General features: G+C 66.5%; 15 protein-coding genes. 11 read left to right on the forward strand and 4 right to left on the reverse strand.

The window, feature by feature from the left end; all coding sequences use genetic code 11:
• The first annotated feature begins 2 nt into the window (after positions 1-2).
• Genes QW863_RS11065 through QW863_RS11090 form a run of 6 tightly spaced genes read left to right on the forward strand, consistent with a single transcriptional unit; the run spans position 3 to position 7310 of the window.
• Entirely contained in the window at positions 3-2273 is a 2271-nt protein-coding gene (locus QW863_RS11065) for an exopolysaccharide transport family protein (protein ID WP_315715981.1), read from the forward strand.
• Entirely contained in the window at positions 2270-3427 is a 1158-nt protein-coding gene (locus QW863_RS11070; protein WP_315715982.1) for a glycosyltransferase family 4 protein, read from the forward strand. The genes QW863_RS11065 and QW863_RS11070 overlap by 4 nt, the downstream gene beginning before the upstream one ends.
• Positions 3424-3603 carry a hypothetical protein gene (locus QW863_RS11075; protein ID WP_315715983.1) on the forward strand — a complete coding sequence of 60 codons (180 nt, stop codon included), beginning with the start codon at positions 3424-3426 and terminating at the stop codon, positions 3601-3603. Before QW863_RS11070 ends, QW863_RS11075 begins: the two co-directional genes overlap by 4 nt.
• On the forward strand, positions 3600-5120 hold the full coding sequence (locus QW863_RS11080; RefSeq protein WP_315715984.1) for a lipid II flippase MurJ: 1521 nt from the start codon (positions 3600-3602) through the stop codon (positions 5118-5120). Before QW863_RS11075 ends, QW863_RS11080 begins: the two co-directional genes overlap by 4 nt.
• Positions 5117-6139, forward strand: a complete 1023-nt coding sequence (locus tag QW863_RS11085; protein WP_315715985.1) for a polysaccharide deacetylase family protein — start codon at positions 5117-5119, stop codon at positions 6137-6139. The genes QW863_RS11080 and QW863_RS11085 overlap by 4 nt, the downstream gene beginning before the upstream one ends.
• A complete protein-coding gene (locus QW863_RS11090) occupies positions 6132-7310 on the forward strand; it encodes a glycosyltransferase (RefSeq protein ID WP_315715986.1) in 1179 nt (392 codons plus the stop codon). The genes QW863_RS11085 and QW863_RS11090 overlap by 8 nt, the downstream gene beginning before the upstream one ends.
• On the opposite strand, the gene QW863_RS11095 is transcribed toward QW863_RS11090, so the two are convergent.
• A complete protein-coding gene (locus QW863_RS11095) occupies positions 7311-8495 on the reverse strand; it encodes a glycosyltransferase family 4 protein (protein ID WP_315715987.1) in 1185 nt (394 codons plus the stop codon).
• 108 nt (positions 8496-8603) lie between these two features.
• On the opposite strand from QW863_RS11095, the gene QW863_RS11100 reads away from it, so the two are divergent.
• The 4 genes from QW863_RS11100 to ipdC all read left to right on the forward strand — a co-directional run bounded on the left by QW863_RS11100 (position 8604) and on the right by ipdC (position 13097).
• Positions 8604-9863 (forward strand): hypothetical protein, encoded by a 1260-nt coding sequence (locus QW863_RS11100; protein WP_409977913.1) that lies wholly within the window; start codon positions 8604-8606, stop codon positions 9861-9863.
• Between the two features lie 195 nt (positions 9864-10058).
• Entirely contained in the window at positions 10059-10970 is a 912-nt protein-coding gene (locus QW863_RS11105; RefSeq protein WP_315715988.1) for an acyl-CoA acyltransferase, read from the forward strand.
• Positions 10971-11111: 141 nt separating this feature from the next.
• Positions 11112-11303, forward strand: coding sequence for a hypothetical protein (locus QW863_RS11110; RefSeq protein WP_315715989.1), 192 nt, complete (start codon positions 11112-11114; stop codon positions 11301-11303).
• 156 nt (positions 11304-11459) lie between these two features.
• A complete protein-coding gene (ipdC, locus tag QW863_RS11115; RefSeq protein ID WP_315715990.1) occupies positions 11460-13097 on the forward strand; it encodes an indolepyruvate/phenylpyruvate decarboxylase in 1638 nt (545 codons plus the stop codon).
• Positions 13098-13129: 32 nt separating this feature from the next.
• Here ipdC and QW863_RS11120 read toward each other — a convergent pair whose 3' ends face one another.
• On the reverse strand, positions 13130-14281 hold the full coding sequence (locus QW863_RS11120) for a hypothetical protein (RefSeq protein ID WP_315715991.1): 1152 nt from the start codon (positions 14279-14281) through the stop codon (positions 13130-13132).
• A gap of 315 nt (positions 14282-14596) precedes the next feature.
• Between QW863_RS11120 and QW863_RS11125 the strand changes: the two genes are divergently transcribed.
• Positions 14597-15202: a helix-turn-helix transcriptional regulator gene (locus QW863_RS11125; protein WP_315715992.1), complete on the forward strand. Its 606-nt coding sequence runs from the start codon at positions 14597-14599 to the stop codon at positions 15200-15202.
• 122 nt (positions 15203-15324) lie between these two features.
• Here QW863_RS11125 and QW863_RS11130 read toward each other — a convergent pair whose 3' ends face one another.
• The gene (locus tag QW863_RS11130) at positions 15325-15570 is read right to left on the reverse strand and encodes a hypothetical protein (RefSeq protein WP_006614403.1); all 246 of its coding nucleotides are present in this window, start codon (positions 15568-15570) and stop codon (positions 15325-15327) included.
• Between the two features lie 248 nt (positions 15571-15818).
• Entirely contained in the window at positions 15819-18368 is a 2550-nt protein-coding gene (locus tag QW863_RS11135) for a hybrid sensor histidine kinase/response regulator (protein WP_315767719.1), read from the reverse strand.
• Between the last annotated feature and the right edge of the window lie 2 nt (positions 18369-18370).

Genomic DNA, 18370 nt, shown 5'->3' on the forward strand with positions numbered 1-18370 from the left:
TCATGAGGCAGGCGGCTCTCGGCGAGGCCTTGTCCGGCATTGACGCCGTCGCCCGGATCTGGCGCCGCCGCGGCGTGTTCGCCATCGTGGCCGGCGCCGTTCTCGCGCTTGCCGTGGCCGCGCTCGTGCTACTGCCGGTGCGCTATCTCGCCACCGCTTCCGTGATCATCGCCGAGCAGGAGCCGGGTGCCAACACCTCGGCGGCGTGGGCGCAGAAGATCGGCGATCCCGCCGACATGGAAAGCCAGCTCCTGGTGATCCGCTCGCCGCGCCTGCTGCGTCAGATCATGTCGTCGCCCGGCGTGGTCGACGCCGTGGTCGGCGAATGCGAGCGCGGCCGTCTCATGGGTTCGGCCGATGCGTGCCAGCGCCTCAAGACCGATCCGGGCGCGTTCATCGATCATGTCGACGGCCGCTTCAGCATCGCCTCGGCCGGCCGTTCGCGCGTCATCAACATCTCCTATCAGTCGAGCAGTCCCGAGGTTGCGAAGACGCTCGCCAACGCGTTGACGCAGACCTTTCTCGAGGACCAGCGCACCGAAGGCGCCAACAGCCGCGAGGTCGCGAGCTCCTGGCTCTGGAAGGAATTGAAGCAGCTCGACCAGCAACTGCGCGAGGCCGACGACAAGATCCAGAAGTTCCGGCGCACCAAGGGCCTGATGCGTGGCGCCAATGCGCCGATCTCCTCGGAGCGGCTGACCAGCATCGGCCAGCAGCTGTCGCAGGCGGAGGCCGCGCGCGCCGACGCCGCGGCGCGGCTGCAGGAGATCAAGTCGGAGCAGGAGCGCGGGCCGACCGACGCCCCGTCGGTGCTGCAGAGCCGCACCATCGCCGACCTCAAGCAGCAACTGACGACCGTGAGCGCGCAGCTTGCCAGTGCGGCCGGTGTGCTCGGGCCGAAGCACCCCTCGATCCTGGCGCTGACGCGCGAGCAGGCGATCATCCAGCAGCGGCTGATCGCCGAGATGCAGAGCATCGCGGCGAGCGCGCAGAAGACGTACGATGCCAACACCGCGCTGGTGAACTCGCTGAAGAAGCAGATGGAGACGGCGAAGGCGGAGGCCGGCTCGGCCACGCTGGACGAGGCCTCCATCGAGAGCATGGTGCGCGACACCGAGATCAAGCGGCAGCAATATGCCGAGCTCTACAAGAAGGCGAGCGAGCTCGAGACCGAACGGCGTGTCCTGCGCGGCAGCACGCGTCTCGTCAGCCTCGCTGAGCTGCCGAGCAAGCCGTTCTTCCCGAAGAAGATCCCGTTCCTCGCCGCCGGCATGACGCTCGCGTTGATCTTCGGTGTCGGCGCTGCGCTGCTCGCCGACAGGCTCGGCGCGCGCCTGATCAGCCCGCCCGTGCCCGTCACGCCGGAAGCGCCGGCCGAGCAGGTCGAGGCGCCCGCTGTCGACGAAGCTCCGGCCATCGTCCCTGAATTGGCCGAGCGTGTGACCGGACCGCAAGCGGCGACGCCACCGGCAGCGCCTGAACGAAGGTCCCATCTCCCGAGCGTCGCCGACGTTTCGATCCTGGCCTGCCTGCCGCGCCTGAAGAGCCTGCGTGAGATGTCGGCGCTCGGCGCGATCCTGCAAAGCCACCAACCGCTGGCGATCCCGCGCGTCTTGCGCCTCGCCTCCGAGGACACTGATTTTCAGCACACGCTGCATGATCTCGTCCACGAACTCGGTTTGAAGCGGTCCGCCCGATCGCAGCGCATCGTTGTGACCTCTCCCGATGCAGCAGATGGCAAGACGACCACGACCTGTGCGCTGGCAGAGCACCTCGCGGCCGCAGGCTGGCGCGTGCTGGTCGTCGAGTGCGACGTCTCGCATCCCGCCTTTGCAGAGATCATGGCGCTGCCGGCAAGCCCCGGATGGCTCGGCGCGCTGGAGCGCGGGACGCCGCTCCGGGACATGGTCCTGCCCACCGCGCATCCCTCGCTCGACGTGCTGCCGGTTGGTGAGGCGACCGGTCCGGTCGGCGACATTCTCGACGCGATCAGCCTCGACCGTCTCCTCGCTGGTCTCGATGGCTATGATGCCGTGATCGTCGACACACCATTGCCGTCGCAACGGAACGACTTCCTTGCCGGTACGGACTGGGCGATCGTCTGCGTGCGCAGTGACCGGTCGTTGATCGAGCCGGCGGTCGCGACGGTGAGCAGGAGCAGGGCACTCGGAGCCCGCGATGTCGGCATCGTCGTCACCATGACCGACGTCGAGCACCGCAGCGCGCCTGTGGTCCAGACCGCGCCCGTGGCGGCCTACGCCGGAGCCGGGTGATGTCGACCGAGCGTGTCCTGTTCGTCGATCACACCGGGCAGATCGGCGGCGCCGAGTTGATCCTGCTCGATGTCGTCCAGGGCCGCAAGGATTCGTCGGTGTTCCTGTTCGAGCCGGGCCCGCTCGGCCAGGTGCTGGCTGAGCGCGGGATGTCGGTCGTCACGTCGCGCTGGGGCCACGGCCTGGGGCAGTTCAGACGCGACAGTTCGTGGCTCGAGGCGCTGCCGCTGTTCGGCAGACTCGCGGCGATCACCGCGGAACTCGCGCATGCCGCGCGCAAGCATGACGTCCTCTATGCCAATTCGCAGAAGGCCTTTGTCCTGTCGGCCATCGCCAACATCGCGGCACGGCGGCCGTTGATCTGGCATCTGCACGACATCATCAGCCCGGCTCATTTCGGCGCGCTGCAGCGTCGCATGCAGATCTTTCTCGCCAACCGCTTCGCGGCGAAGGTCGTCGTCCCCTCCGAAGCTGCCGCAGCCGCCTTCATCGAGGCCGGAGGTCGACGCTCGCTCGTCGAGGTCGTGCCCAATGGTCTCGCCGTCGAACCCGTACCCGTGTCGCGCGAGGAGCTGAGGCAACGGCTCGGCCTGCCGTCGGGACCGCTGGTCGGCGTGTTCAGCCGGCTCGCGCGGTGGAAGGGGCAGCACGTTCTGATCGAGGCGCTGGCCGAATTGCCGGACGTGCACGGTATCATCGTTGGCGACGCGTTGTTCGGCGAGCAGGACTACGCGGCTGAGCTGAGACGGCTGGTCGCGGAGCTTTGCCTCGGCGATCGCGTTCACTTCCTTGGGCATCGCAGCGACGTGCCGCTGCTGATGCAGGCGGTGGACGCGATGGTGCATCCGTCGATCGATCCCGAGCCGTTCGGCCGCACCCTGGTCGAAGCGATGCTCGCCGGCGTGCCGGTGATCGCCACTGACGCTGGCGCTGCGCCGGACATCCTCGAACATGGCCGGGCCGGCCTGCTTGTGCCGCCTGGTGATGCGCGTGCGCTGTCCGAGGCTCTGGACGCGGTGCTGGCTCAACCCGAGTTCCTCGCGCCCCAGCTCGACTACGCGTCGCGCCGCGCGCGCACCCATTACAGCCTGACACGCATGCTGGACTCGATCGGGCTGCTGATCCGCAATGTCGGTGCGGGAGCGGCGGTGTGAGCACGATCGTCACACCTGCCCCGTCCTCCGAGCGGCGCATGGTCGATCTCGTCGTGGATTGCGATCCGCCGTTCGCCATTCTCGCGCCGGTGCCGTCGTGGTCGAAACTGCTCGAGGACGGACAAGCCCCTGCGCGATGGAAAGGGCCGACGGCCGTGTCGGAGGATGCCGCATGAGCGCCTCCGGTCCTTCGCTCAAGCGCTTCAGTGCGCTGCTGATCAGCGGTGCGCTGGCGAGCAAGATGCTCGGCTTCGGCCGCGAGGTGTTGATGGCGCACGTGCTCGGCGCCTCGCTCATCGCCGACGGCTTCCGGGCCGCCATGGCGGCCGTGCTCATCCCGCTTGCGTTCCTGCAGAACGAGAGCGTGCCCGCGATCATGATCCCGATGCATCGCGAGGCGCTGCAGCGGCCGGATGCCGCGCGCAGCCTCGGTGCGCTGACGATCGTCATTGCCGTCGTCTCGAGCCTGGTGACCGCGATCATCCTGCTGCTCGGTGAGCTCTGGGTGAACGCCGTCGTCGGCGGCTTCTCGGCGGAGGGGCGCGAGCTGACCTTGCACTTCGTGCGCATGATGGCGTTCGGCATGCCGGCGTCGGCGGTGCTCAATGTGCTTGCCGCCGGCGAGATCGCGCTCGGCCGCACGCGGCTGACCAATGTCCGTGCCAGCCTGCTCAACGTCGCGGTGATCGGCGGCATCGGCCTGCTGGTGCTGACCGGCGACGCCTACATGCTCGCCTGCGCCTTCACCGTCGCCTTCAATGGCCTCGCCGCCTGGGGTCTGTTCACGCTGTGGCGCGAGGGCGCGCTGAGCGTCGCCGGCCTGACCGCCGGCATGGTGATCGACAAGGGTATCGAATTCTTCCGCCGGCTGCGCGTCCTGCTGGCGTTGCCGTTGGCCGAGCAGGGCAATGTCTGGATCGAGCGCTTCACGGCATCGCGGCTGACGACCGGTGCCGTCGCGTCGCTGGACTACGCGCGCTCGCTGACCGAGAGCGCGCTGCTGCTGATCAGCCAACCGCTCGGCATGGCGGTGCTGTCGCAGCATGCCCCACGCGATCCGCGTGCGCAGACCGAGGCGCTGCTGCGGCCGCTGCTCGCGCTGACCTTGCCGGCCTCGGCGTTCCTTCTGGTCTTCTCGACCGACATCGTCCGCCTGATCTATTTCCGCGGCGCGTTCGGCGACGAGGCCCTGCTGCTGACCTCGCATGCGCTCAAGGGCATCGCCTGCGGCGTCTGGGCCGCGACCCTCGGCTGGATCCTGATCCGTCTGCTCAATGGCGCGGGGCGCAACGGCGTCGCTGCGGTCATCATCGTCTCGGCCTATCTCGCCAACATGGGCTTCAACCTGCTGATGCCGCTGTTCGATCCGTCGCCGGCGGCCGGCATGCAGTTGCTCGGCGTTGGCGAAGCGATCCGCAGCCTCGTGCTACTGTCGGGCGTGGTGTTCGTGCTCGGCGATGCGCGAAAGCTCCTGCTCGTGATCGGCCTGGCCCTGCTGCCGACCGCATTGATGGTCGTGCTCGGCCTGATGATTCAGACCTCCGTGCCGGGCCTGCTGCCGCGCCTGTTCGCCGGCGGATTGGCGTATCTGCTCTGCCTGGCCTTCGCGATCGGCATCCTGCTGCCGGCCGTGGTGGGCACGGCGCTCCGTCATGTTCGTCGTACGTTCAGGATGAAGGGAGAGCTGAGTTGACCCTGCTGGCCCTCGCTGCCGCCAAGGCGATGATGGCATCCGGTGCCTTCGTCCTTCCCGTCGCCAAGGCGGTCGATCGTGTGCTCGGCCCGCGCGGCTGCTGTTTGACGTTCCATCGCACCGCGCCGGCAGAGCAGTGGGAGCGTCTGCCCAATCGCGACTTCTACGTCGATGCCGACTTTCTCGATCGCTTCCTCGGCTATGTCCTCGACCAGGGTTGGGATGTCGTGACGATCAGCGAGGCGCTGCGCCGGACGGCAAGCGCCGAACCGTCCGGCCGCTACGTCAACTTCTCGATCGACGACTGCTACCGCGATACGTTCGATCTGCTTGTGCCGGTGTTCCGCAGGCACAAGGTGCCGGTGACGCTGTTCGTGACGACCGGCATTCCCGAAGGCACGTTGCCGCTGTGGGCCGCCGGCTTGGAGGATGCGCTGCTGCACAGGGACCATGTCAGGGTCGACGATGAGCGGATCGCGCTGTCGAGCGCCGAGCAGCGCCGCGCGGTGTTCGCGCAGATCGCCTCGCGCTGGGATGGCCCGCAGGCGGCGGATCGTTACGCCGCGTTCTGTGCCGCCAACGCCATCGACATCGAGGCGATGCATTGGAAACATGCGATCTCCTGGGAGATGTTGGAAGTGCTGGCGGCGGATCCGCTCATCGAGATCGGAGCCCACACCGTCTCGCATGCGCGCATCTCGTCGCTGTCTTCCGAAGACGCCCTTTGCGAGCTGGCCGGCGCGCGGCTGCGATTGAACGAGCGGCTCGGCATCGACGTCCGGCACTTCGCATTTCCTTACGGGCGCGCCGCCGATTGCGGACCGCGGGACTTTGCGCTGGCGCGGCAGGCCGGATTCGCCAGTGCCGCGACCACGCGCAAGGGCCTTGTCAAAGCAGGGCAGGATGCGTTCTCGATTCCGCGCAACACCATGAATGGCGCGCATCGTACGCTTGCGGCGATGGAGCTGCATCTCACGGGCTTCAGCGGGACTGCAGCGAAGGTGATGGGCCGTGTCTAGCAGGGGGCGCTTGCGAATCGTCTCGATTGCGCATCCGGCCACCAGCAGCGAGGCCGGCCGGCTGCGCTACCGCCATCTCGCGTCCCGGCCCGACGTCGATCTGCATCTCGTGACGCCCGAGGTGTGGAAGGAATTCGGCCGCACCATCACCGCGGCTCACTCCAACGAAGCCTTTCCCATCCATCGGCTCCCGATCCGACTCCCGGACGCGGGTCCGATGAAATGGTACCTGCACTTCTATCCGGCGCTGCGCCGCCTGCTGCGCGAGCTCGATCCCGACGTGATTCACCTTTGGGAAGAGCCCTGGAGCATCGTCGCGCTGCAGGCGCAGATGCTGCGCGGCCGTGCGGCGCTCGTGCTCGAGGTCGACCAGAACATCCTGAAACGGCTGCCGCCACCATTCGAGGCGATCCGCAAATTCGTCCTCGGCCGCACCGCCCACATCCTGTCGCGCAGTCCCGATGCGACTGAGGTCGTGAGGGCGTGCGGCTACACGGGTCCGGTGACGCCGATCGGCTATGGTGTCGATCTCGCGACCTTCATGCCGGCGGGTGATCGATCGAATGCGACGGCCGGCTCGCCGCTGCGGCTCGGCTATGTCGGCCGGCTGGTGGTCGAGAAGGGCCTCGACGATGCGCTCGAAGCGCTAGCGCGCAGCAAGTCGGTGGCGACGCTGAGCATCATGGGCGAAGGTCCGCACGAGCCGCATCTGCGCCGGCGCGTGGCCGAACTTGGTTTGGGCGGGCGCGTCACCATCCAGGGCTGGGCTTCACCCGCTGCGGTCGCGGCTTTTCTGCGCGGCCTCGACGCATTGCTACTGCTGACGCGAACCACGGACGCGGTGCGCGAGCAGTTCGGCCGCGTGATCATCGAGGCCCAGGCCTGCGCCATCCCGGTGATCGGATCGACCTGCGGAGCGATTCCGGATGTCGTTGGCGACGGCGGCTGGATCGTGCCGGAGCAGGATTCCGGCAGCCTGTGTCGGCTCATCGATGAGCTCAGCGGCCGGCGGGCGGAGCTCGCCGTTCGCAGTGAGGCGGCCCGCGCGAACGTGCTCCGGCGCTTCACCTATGATGCGGTCGCAGCGGCGATTGAAACGGCATGCCGTGCGGCGCATCAGTCGAGAACCGCATCCGGCCTCGCCCGCCCACAGCGGCTGCAGACGAATTAGCTAGGCCTTCACCGGCAGCGCCATCGCTGCGCGGCCGGACTGGCGCTTGGCGGCATCGATCTGCTTGAGCAGTTCGATGTATTGCAGCCCGATCTGGTCCCAGCCATAGATCTGCGCGGTGGCCTGGGCGCCGTCCTGCAGCCGGCGCATCAGTGCGGGGTCGGCGAAGACCGCCGCGAGCTTGGCCGCGATGTCGTCGGCGTCTGCTGAAATGCGGAAGCCGTTCACGCCGTCGCGCAGATAGTCCTCGATGCCGCCGACCGGCGTTGCGAACACCGGCACCCCGCAGGCCATGGCCTCCATGCAGACCAGCGAGAAGGTCTCGTAGCTCGTGGGGAGCACGAAGGCATCGGCCGCCGAGTACAGCGCCGGCAGGTCCGAGCGTGGGCCGGCGAAGATCAGTCGTTGCTGGGCGTTGCGCGTCAGTCTGCGGTAGGGCGCGGGATTGTCCGAGCCGACGACCAGCAGCCAGACGTCGTTGCCGAGCCGATCGAGCGCGCCGATCGCATGCGCCAGTCCCTTGCGGTTGAATTCGTGGCCGACGAACAGCAGCAGGCGCGCGTTCTCCGGGATGCCGAACTCACGCCGGATCGCCTGGCCGCCGACGGCGTCGCGCTTGAAGCGCGCGAGATCAATGCCGTTGGAGATGACGTGGATGCGGGCGGCCGGCACGCGGAAGAAGCGCTGCAGCTCCGCGGTGACGCGGGAGGACACCGCCACGAACGCCCGATACCGTAGGCCTCCGATCATGAACCGGTCGCGCAGCGCGACCCACAGATGCATAGGGTTGAGCATCCAGCGCCAGCTGCCGGCGGCGCGTTTCTCGGCGAGGCTCTGCGCATTGACGGCATGCACGATCAGCACGTCACCCTTGAGGCTGTCGCCGTGGCTGATGACGACGGCGTCGGGGTGACGCGCCAGCGCCCGTGTCGCGGCCAGCGTGAACAGCGGCACGACAATGGCGCGGCCGATGTGCCGGAACAGTCCGCGAGTCGGAATCCGCGCCAGCCATGGCGCAACGCGCTCGACTCTGATCGTGTGTTCGAGATTGTCCGCGACGGTGCTCGCGAGCACGATGTTCGATAAACCATTCCGGCCGAAAACGCGCGCCAGCTCGATAGCGACTGTTTCCACGCCGCCGGCATTGCTTATCTCTTGAACGACCTGGACGATCTCAAACGTCATAGCGGAAATCTAAGGGATCAGACATTGCGACTTCGTTCCAATCTGCTGGTCATTAGCACAGCCCTGTTAACGTTTGTCACGTCGCCATGGCCGAGCGCTGTCCACGCCATCGAAACGAGCGCCTCGGCGCTGCGGATCGACGAGCGCATCGGCGGCGGCAATTTGGTCACGCATCTGGCCGGCAAGAGCGCGCAGATCTATCAGGCACTGCACGGTGTTGGTGCCAGGATGGGCCGAATGGATTCCTACGGCTGGCGGACGTTGGCGCGGGTACCGACGCCGCACGATTTCGATGCCGCTATGCTGGAGGCGCACAAGAACGGTATCATGCCGCTGATCCTGCTGGAGTATGAAGGCAGCTATCAGAGCCTGACTCCGCCGCAGCCGATCGGGTCCTATCAGGACTGGTTCGCGGCTGGGCAGGCGATGGCGAGACGTTTCCGCCCCGGCGGCGAATGGGGCCGCGAAAACGGTATTCCCGATTGGGGTGCTACCGTCTTCACCGCCATCAACGAGCCCGATGTGCAGGCCACGATCCCGCGCCAGGACTATCACGACGCGCTGGCCGGGCTTGCCGACGGTGTTCACAGCGTCGCCCCCAAGCTGCGGGTCGTTCCCGGCGGCTTTGCCACCTGCAACTCGCATGGCGATGCGACGTTGCGCGGCTACGGTCCGGCGATCGCCGATCTGCTCGAGGACGGCCGTCTCGACGGCATCGACCTGCATACCTACTACAATGATAAATGGTATCCGATGACCCGCGGCCGCGAGTTCTCGGTGCAGACCTGCTTCGACCGTATCAAGCAGGCGATGGGGCTGAGCCGCGACATCAACTTCTACGCAACCGAGTTCAACGTCGCGCGCGCCGGCGCGTGGGACAGCGATACGGACGCGGCGAGATTGTTTCTCAATGCGATGTGGGACCAGCTTGCGGTGGTTGGCAAGGATGGCAGCATGCCGGTGTCCATGCTGGCGTTTCCTTGGAATCTCGGCGACACGCCCGATGTCGACGGCCTGGCCTATGCGATGGCGACGGGCAAGGATCCCTGGACCCCGGAGGCGCGCAGCCTCGTGGTGAAGACGGTGCTGCAGCTCGCCGGTCACATGAGGATCGTGTCCATCGACCGGCGGCTGGCGCTGTACACGCTGCGCGGATCGGATGCCGATTTGATCGTGTGGCAGAACATTGCCGGCTGGACCGAGCGGCCGGGCCGCGCGGTCGAGCTCGAGCTGCCCGCAGGGACGCGCAGCCTTGAGGTCTGGGGCTGGGATGGGCTGCGGCGCCGGATCGAGGCAAAGCCCGGACGTTTCTTCGTCGACGGCCTCAATGCCGATGAAACCTACATGTTTCGCGTCCCGCGGCCGTGAGCGGCGGCTCGGATCGCGAAGATCATGTCGGCGCTGATCGAAGCCTGTCGGGTGTGGCTCGCATGTTCCATTAACTGAAAAGTAAGGCCAGCACGACGTGGTTCACTGCCGCCAAAGCTTTTTACGATAATTGCCGTCATGACGATCCCGCCGCGCCATGGGTGGCGCGCCGGATCTCTCTCGGGTGATGCTGGAATGCAGCCAATCAAAAAGGCTGAGATTGCAAATGACAGGCCGGCTCCCGCGCAGGCCGTGACCGGCGTTCGCATCCGAGAGATCGGCGCGGCGGATCTGCCGGAGGTCGCCGCACTGCTGACGCGCGGATTCGCCTTTCGCAGCGAGGCCTATTGGTTGCGCGGACTCGAACGCCACGCGGCGCGCCCGCGGCCGGCCGGCTATCCGGCATTCGGCTATTGTCTCGACCAAGCCGGGGTGCCTGTCGGCGTGATCCTGCTGCTGTTCTCCGAGCTCCACATCGGCGGTGAGCCGATCGTCAGGGCCAATGTCTCGAGCTGGTATGTCGAGCCGGCGTTCCGTGCCTTCAGCTCGATGCTCGTGCGCGCGGCGACGCGCGACAAGACGGTGACCTATTTCAACATCACGCCGGCCCCGCACACTTGGCCACAGGTCGAGGCTCAGGGCTTTTCGGTCTACTGCAAGGGACAGGTCTACGCCGCGCTGGCCCTGTCGCGACCGCGCTCGGATGTCCGTGTTGAAGAATTCTCCGAGGACGATGTGCACGGGCTCTCTCCCGATGAGGCGGATCTGTTGCGGCAGCATGCGCAATGGGGGTGTCTCGGTCTCGTCGCGCGCGAGGCCGATGCGGCGTATCCGTTCGTGTTTCAGAAGCACCGGGTGATGAATGCGCTGCCGGTGTATCGCCTGCTGTATTGCCGGGATGTCGCTGACCTCGTGCGGCTGGCCGGCAACATCGGCTGGCTGCTGCTGCGGCGCGGCGGCCTGCTGGTGCGGCTCGATGCCAACGGGCCCATCGCAGGGCTGGCCGGCTGGTACTCGGACAAGCGCGGACGCAAATATGCCAAAGGTCCGCATCCGCCGCATCTCGGCGATCTCGCCTTCACCGAGGCCGCGCTGTTCGACGGCTGAGAGGTGGCAATCGATTGGGTTGCATGGTCCCGCTGCGGCGGCCGGGATACTCGCTCGCGTGGTCTATGGGACCGGTGTGACGGCACGCACAGTCTGGGCTTCCGGCATGCGCCATCCTCCTGGCAACGGAGGAGGTCATCCATGTCTTACGTTTTCGAACTCGCGCTGGCGGCGATGCTGCTGTTCTTCCTGTTCCTGCCGATCACCGATCGCAGGACGGTCATGATGAAGCTCTGCATGATCATGGTCGTCGCCATCCTGTTCACGGTTACGCTGGCCGTCCCGCATGGCGGCGCACCATCCGCCCACGCCCTGGTGCTGACGGCAAACTGATGTGGCGCGGGTGAGCTCCGGCCTTGCCGCTCGAGCATGATGTTTGGACGAGGCGATCCGGACGGGACGGCTCACAGATCGAACGGCCGCCGGTTGGCAGTCCGCCCCTCATCGTGTAGCACCGGCTGAACCTCACGCCACGCTCAGGGGATCCGGATGCCTGCTCTTGCCCATGCGCTGCTCGCCGCCCTGAAGGACCATGGCGCCCGCGAGATCTTCGGCATTCCCGGCGACTTCGTGCTGCCGCTGTTCAAGGTCATCGAGGAGAGCAACATCCTGCCGAGCGTCACGCTGAGCCATGAGCCGGCGGTCGGCTTCGCCGCGGATGCGGCCGCGCGCTATCATGGCGGCCTCGGCGTCGCCGTCGTCACCTACGGCGCCGGCGCCTTCAACGTCGTGAACGCAGTCGCCGGCGCCTATGCCGAACGCTCGCCCGTCGTGGTGATCGCGGGCGCGCCCGGCGCGCGTGAGCGCGTCTCCGGCTTTCTGCTGCACCACCAGGCCCGCACCGTCGACACGCAGCTCGCGGTGTTCAAGGAGATCACCTGCGATCAGGCGGTGCTGAGCGATCCGGCCACCGCCCCGGCCCAGATTGCGCGCGTGCTGCGCAGCGCGAAGGAGATGTCGCTGCCGGTGTATCTCGAATTTCCGCGCGACATGGTCGATGCCGAGGTCGAGCCGGTGGTGCCGCTGCCGCCGCGGCGGGCCAGCCGCGAGGCGCTCGACGAATGCGTCGAGGAGATCCTCGCCCGCATCGCGCAGGCAGAGCGTCCCGTGATCGTCGTCGACGTCGAAATCCGCCGCTACGGCGTCGAGGACAGGATCGCCGCGCTGGCGCGCAAGCTGGGTCTCCCGCTGGTGACGACCTTCATGGGCCGCGGCCTGCTCGACAGGGCCGACGATGTCGTTGCCGGCACCTATCTCGGCGCCGCGGGCAATCCGGCGATCACGGAGCTGGTCGAGAATGCCGATCTCGTGCTGATGCTGGGCGTCATCCTGTCGGATACCAATTTCGCGCTGTCGAACCGGGCGCCGGATCCACGCCGCATGATCCTGGCCGCCAGCCGTGAGGTCCAGATCGGCCATCACGCCTATCGCGACATGCCGCTCGGCGATCTGATCGATGCGCTCGACGAGCGCGCGGCACCGCGGGCCGCAGCTCCCGGCCTGCCGCGGCAGCGCTCGGCCTATCCGCGCGGCCTCGCTGCCGATGGCGCGCCGATTGCGCCTTCGGACATCGCGACCGCGGTCAACGACATGTTCGACCGCCACGGCCGGATGCCGATGACCTCCGATATCGGCGACTGCCTGTTCACCGCGATGGAGATCGACAATACCGCGCTGGCCGCGCCGGGCTACTACGCGGGGATGGGCTTCGGTGTGCCGGCGGGCATCGGCGTGGCCGCGACCGGACTTCGTCCCCTGATCCTGGTCGGCGACGGCGCGTTCCAGATGACCGGATGGGAGCTCGGCAATTGCCGCCGCTACGGGCTCGATCCGATCGTCGTGCTGTTCAACAATTGCAGCTGGGAGATGCTGCGCGTGTTCCAGCCGGAATCGCGGTTCAATGATCTCGACGACTGGCACTATGCCGACATCGCCAATTCCATCGGCGGCACCGGCGAGCGCGTCGCCACCCGCAGCGAGCTCGTCGCCGCGCTGGAGCGCGCGGTGCATCGGCGCGGACGCTTCTCGCTGATCGAAGTGATGCTGCCGCGCGGCAAGACCTCGGACACGCTGGCGCGCTTCGTGGCAGGCTTCAAGTCGGCGCGCGAACGCATGGCCCAGGGATAGGATGGCCGGAAGGCCGTCTCGACGCGCCGCCGTCAACCGGTTGCAGACCGCAGCACCGTCTTGATCGCGTCGCGGCCCTTCCAGGCGAAATAGGTGAGGCGGCCGCCGAACGAGCGATGGCTGCGCAGCCTGTTCGAGCCGAGCACGTGTCCGACCTCTTCGGGGAAGCGCTTGACCTCGGCCTGCACCATTCTGTCGGTATTGGCCATGATGGTGCTCAGGCGCGTACCCCAGTCCGAGTCCTCGATGCGATCGATGCGGACCTGGATCGCATACTCGATGTCATAGATGCTGGTCAGGATTTCCTTGGCGGTCACGACGCGGTTGTTCTTCAACGCGATCCGGAGCGCGAGCCGCTTGTCCTCCAACTGGTCGAGCACCATCGGCACGGTCATCGCGTAGGGCGCCGCGATGACGTCGGCAATGTTCTTCGAGCGCGCCGCCTTCGTCGCCAGCCGCATCACCTGCCACGGCTCCTTCAGGCGCTTGGCGACGAGCGTCAACGCAAAGGGCACGGCTTCCGGCTGCTTCTTGCGCAGCGCATCGAGCAGCAGCACCATCTTCTTCACCTGCGGATCGTCGAACTCCGCGATCCGGTCCGGCAGCGAATCGGCGAACTTTGCAAGTTCCTCGCGGGCGCGCAGCGCCTTCATCAGCTTGACGACATCGTCGAACACCGACGGCGAGGCCGTATAGGCCTTCAGCTTGCTGCGGACCTGCTCGATGCCCTCGGCGCGCGCCAACGTGCCTTCCAGCGACTTCGTCACCTTGGTCTGGAACGCGCTCGCCGCCTGGCGGATCTCGCGCTGCTTGTCGGCCGCGATCAGGTCCTTCATCTGTGCATTATAGTCGCGCGCCATGGTCGGCAGCAGATCGCGCGAGATCCATTCCCAGATCGGCGTGAGGGAGCCGCGGGCAATGCGACCCTCATTGGCATGCTCCGGCGAACCGTCGATGAGAAGCTGCTCGACCGGCATGAAGAAGTAGCGCGAAGGATTGATGGTGCGGTGGCCGCCGCCGCCATTGTTGTTGCGGATCTCGGCGCGCAGCCGGGCCTGGAGGTCGGCGGATCCCGGCATGTCGACGCCGCTCAGCTCAAGCCGTTCGAGCTCGCTGAGCAGACAGCTTCGTGTCAGCGGTGACAACCGCTGCAGGAATTCCCAGATCCGGTCGACCGGTCCCATTGGCGTCAGGCTGTCAGCTATATGTCAAGGTCGCTCGTCTCCGCGGACGGGCACGGAACGCATGGAAGCACGAAACAGTTGGTGCGAAATTAATGTCAGTAAACAATCGTAGCAATGCACGGCATCGTGGACAGCCGCCGCCGCACGCGCCGCGGACGTCTCCTTGAAGGGTGGCATCACGCCCCGGCTTAACCATTGCAGCTTGCAACTTTTTGGGGAAATGATCGGCGGTTGCGCGAGTTGCCGGAACAATCCCGTATTGCTACGGACGGCATAATTAACCATGTTAAAGTTGCCGTCGCGTCACAATGAGGCATGGCACAGCTGAACAACAGCCTTTCCGACGCTCACGCCGCACCTGCTCCGGGCAGCCAAGAGGTTAACGACCCGGATCTCCTGGCGACCCGTTCCGGCATGTCTGCGCCGCTTGCGATGGGACGTCACGACGACCAGGGCAGGCTCGCTTTGGCGCGTCAGCTGAACGGTTCGCTCACCGCCCTGATGCTCTACATGGAGGAAATCAAGCAGCGCAGCGACGAGATTGCCAGGACGCCCGGCGAGCGCCGGCATGTCCAGCTCGTCGTCGACAACGCGTTGCTGCAGACCGAGCGGATCTGCGCCCTGGTCAACCAGATGTCCGGCGCGCACGGGCAGTTCGGACCGCTGTCGCGGGCGGTGCCGGCTCATGAGGAGGGCGCGGTGCCCGCGCGGCCACCCGGCCGGGCCAGCAAGTCGCTGACCCCGCGCGAATACGAGGTCCTCAAGCTGATCAGTGAGGGGCACTCGAACAAGGAGGGCGCCTTGCGCATGGGCATCAGCCCCCGCACCTTCGAGAGCCATCGCGCCGAAGCCATGCGCAAGGTTGGCGCGCGCAATACCGCCGAACTCGTCCGCGCAGCACTCCTCAACCAGATCGGATGACGGCGGACGAGTGCGAATGCCGCGCTCGTGCCTTCGAGGTGGGCCCTGCGATGCAGACAACGACAATCGGCGTCGACCGGCTCGGTCGAACGCGCTGATTGCGGACGCGGATGTCCGTGCTATCAGAAATAATCCTCGGCGAAGGGACGAACCCGGGAGGTCGGGCGCAGCGGCGCTTGCGCCTTGGGCGGCGTCGGCACGATCGTAATGGTCCAGCGCGGCGGTACGCTCGCTTCCTTTTCCATGACTGAACGGACGTGGCCGGTGATCGTCGATCCGCCGGATTTCACGGTCGCGGTCCGGCCGTTGAACTGCGCAATTCGGAAACGCCTGACTTCCTTCTGGTCGGCGGTTTCAAAAGTAAACATGGGACACATCTCCTATGTGACCCCGAGTCTCGCAGCTCATGATTAGTTGATTGTGAAAATCGTGAGCCGTAGAAGTACGGCGTCAACCCATTGTAAGGGATTATGAAGGTCAGGTTCGGCGAATCCGCGTTCGTGAACGTCTCGTTTGCCATCTCGATCGTCGGAGCCCGTCCTCGTCGCCGCGGTGCACCGTGCGGGGACGTCGCGCAGATCGGCATGCGCCCCAGGGAGGCCTGCGGCCTCCCGCTTCAATATTGCAGCTCCTGGGCGCGGGCGGCGGCGTAGGCGGCCTCGATGCTGTCGAGCAGCTCGGCATACTCCTTGGCGGACAGGCGTGGTGCGCTCTTCTCCAGCGCCAGCGCGTAGGTTGCAAGCCGGCGGTACCCGAAGGTTCCGGCTGCGCTCTTCAGCGAATGCGCCTCGCGGCCGATCTTGATGCGCTCGCCGTCGAGCGTCAGCTGGCGGAGCTGCTTCAGCCGCGCATCCGTCTCGCTGAAGAACACGTCGCGGATCTCCTGCGCCGCCTCGTCTCCGATCTCGCCGACCAGCTCGGCGTAGGCTTCGCGGTCCAGCGCAGCTTCGGGAGCAATTTCGGTATCGGCGCCAATGTCGGCGGCCGCGGCATCCGCCTGAGCCGGCACCAGCGGGGCGTCTGACGCCGCGGTTTCCGGCACCGGAACGGGCAGGGGCAGCACGCGCAGGATGGCCTCCACGAGCGCCTTCTTGCGGGCGGGCTTGACGACGAAATCGTTCATCCCGGCTTCCCGGCAGGCTCGGATATCCTCCATGAAGGCGTTCGCCGTGAAGGCGATGATCGGCACGTTGGAGCGGCGCTCGCCTCGCGCGCGAATGGTCCGGGTCGCCTGGAAGCCGTCCATCTCCGGCATGCGGACGTCCATCAGGATGAGGTCGTAGTTGAAGCGGCTGGCGGCGGTGACGGCCTCGGCGCCGTCGCAGGCCGTGTCGGTCTGGATGTCGAAATCCTTGAGCATCTTGGTCGCGACCAGGCGGTTGGTCGGATTGTCGTCCACCACGAGGACGCGCAGCGGCCGGCCGAACGCTGCGATCCGGTTCTGCAGCGAGGTGTAGATGCCGTCGTCGTTCTGTTCTGGCACCGCGATGGTCTCGGCAATCGGCAGCGTCAGGCGGAACGAGAAGGTGGATCCGCTGCCCAGCGTCGAGGTGACCCTGATGTCACCCCCCATCTGCTCGATCAGTCGCTTGCAGATCGCGAGTCCGAGTCCGGAGCCCCCGAACCGGCGGCTGATCGAATTGTCGGCCTGGACGAAGTTCGCGAACAGCGAGCCGATCTTGTCGGCGGCAATGCCGATGCCGGTGTCGGTCACCGTCCATTCCACGGTCGCCTTCTCGTCATCCTTCTCGATGCAGCGCGTCGTGACGACCACTTCGCCGGACGAGGTGAACTTGACCGCGTTGGACACCAGGTTGAGCAGGATCTGGCGAATGCGGCCGGCGTCGCCGACCAGCGCCGGCGGCACGGATGGGTCGCCGACGCTCCTCAGCTTCAGGTCCTTGGCGGAAGCCCGCGGCCCGATGATGCTGAGCGTGTTGTGGACCAGGGCCTCGGCGGAGAACGCGATGTCCTCGAGCGAGAGCTGGCCGGATTCGAGCTTGGAGAAGTCGAGAATGTCGTTGAGGATCTCGAGCAGGTTGTCGCCGGCATTGTGGATCGCCACCACCGAACGGCGCTGCTCGGGATCGAGATTGGTTTCCAGCAGCGTCGTGGCGAGGCCGAGCACCGCGTTCATCGGCGTGCGGATCTCGTGGCTCATCATCGCGACGAAGGTGGACTTCGCCGCATTCGCGGCCTCGGCGGCCTCGATCAGGTGCTCGTGGCGTTCCCACCAGCGGGAGATCAGGACCGCGGCCGCGAGCACGGCCATCGCGCTCACCAGCGACACGATGACCAGAAGCGTCGCCATGTCGCGCCAGGCCTTCAGGACGTCGTGCTCGAATACCGACACCACGATCATCGCGGGATAATTGGGCAGCATCTTTGCCGCCCGCAGGCGCATCTCGCCGGTTCGTGCGGAGGGCTCGCGCAGCACGCCGCCGGCCGACAGCGCGCGCTGACCGAAGCCGGAGGTCCGCCTGCCGATCTCGCTCGTGGGCGGAAAATGCGCGAGCAGCGTCCCGTCCTCGCGGATCAGCGACACCGCGGCATCGAGACCCTGCGCGGTGGAGCCGAAGAAGTTCTCCAGATAGGGCACCGACATGGCGCCGAGCATCATGCCCATGAACTCGCCATTGGAATCGTCGAGCCGGCGGGCAAAATAGATGTTCCAGGTGCCGTCGCCGCGATTCTGAACCGGCGTGCTGAGGAACGTGTGCGGTGCAGGGTCGGCCTTCAGCGCCTTGAAGTAGTCGCGGTCGGCGATGTTGACGTCCGGGATCGGCCAGTAGCGCGAGAAGTTCAGGAGCCTGCCTTGCGCGTCGATCAGCGTCACCGCATCGATCTGCGGCAGTCCCGCGATCTTTTCCTTGAGCAGGAGGTGGGTCTGATGGTCTGACGCGACCTTGCGATACGCCGCAGCGTCGATGGCGCCGCCGCGCACCAGGTAGTCGCGCACGCTCGTGAGCACGAGGTCGACGGACTTCACCGAACGGTCGGCGTTCTCGGCAAGCGTGAGGCTATGGCGGCTGAGATCTTCCTCGGCGTGCTGAAGCGCGTTCTCGCGCAGATTGGTGAGGAAGAAGAGGTTGCTGCCGGCAATGACGCAGACGAGGATCAGCGCGATCGCTGCAGGCGCTCCCAGAAAGCGCTTCTTTTTGCTCATCG

This window comes from Bradyrhizobium sp. SZCCHNR1017, from assembly GCF_032381375.1.
Classification (GTDB): Bacteria; Pseudomonadota; Alphaproteobacteria; order Rhizobiales; family Xanthobacteraceae; genus Bradyrhizobium.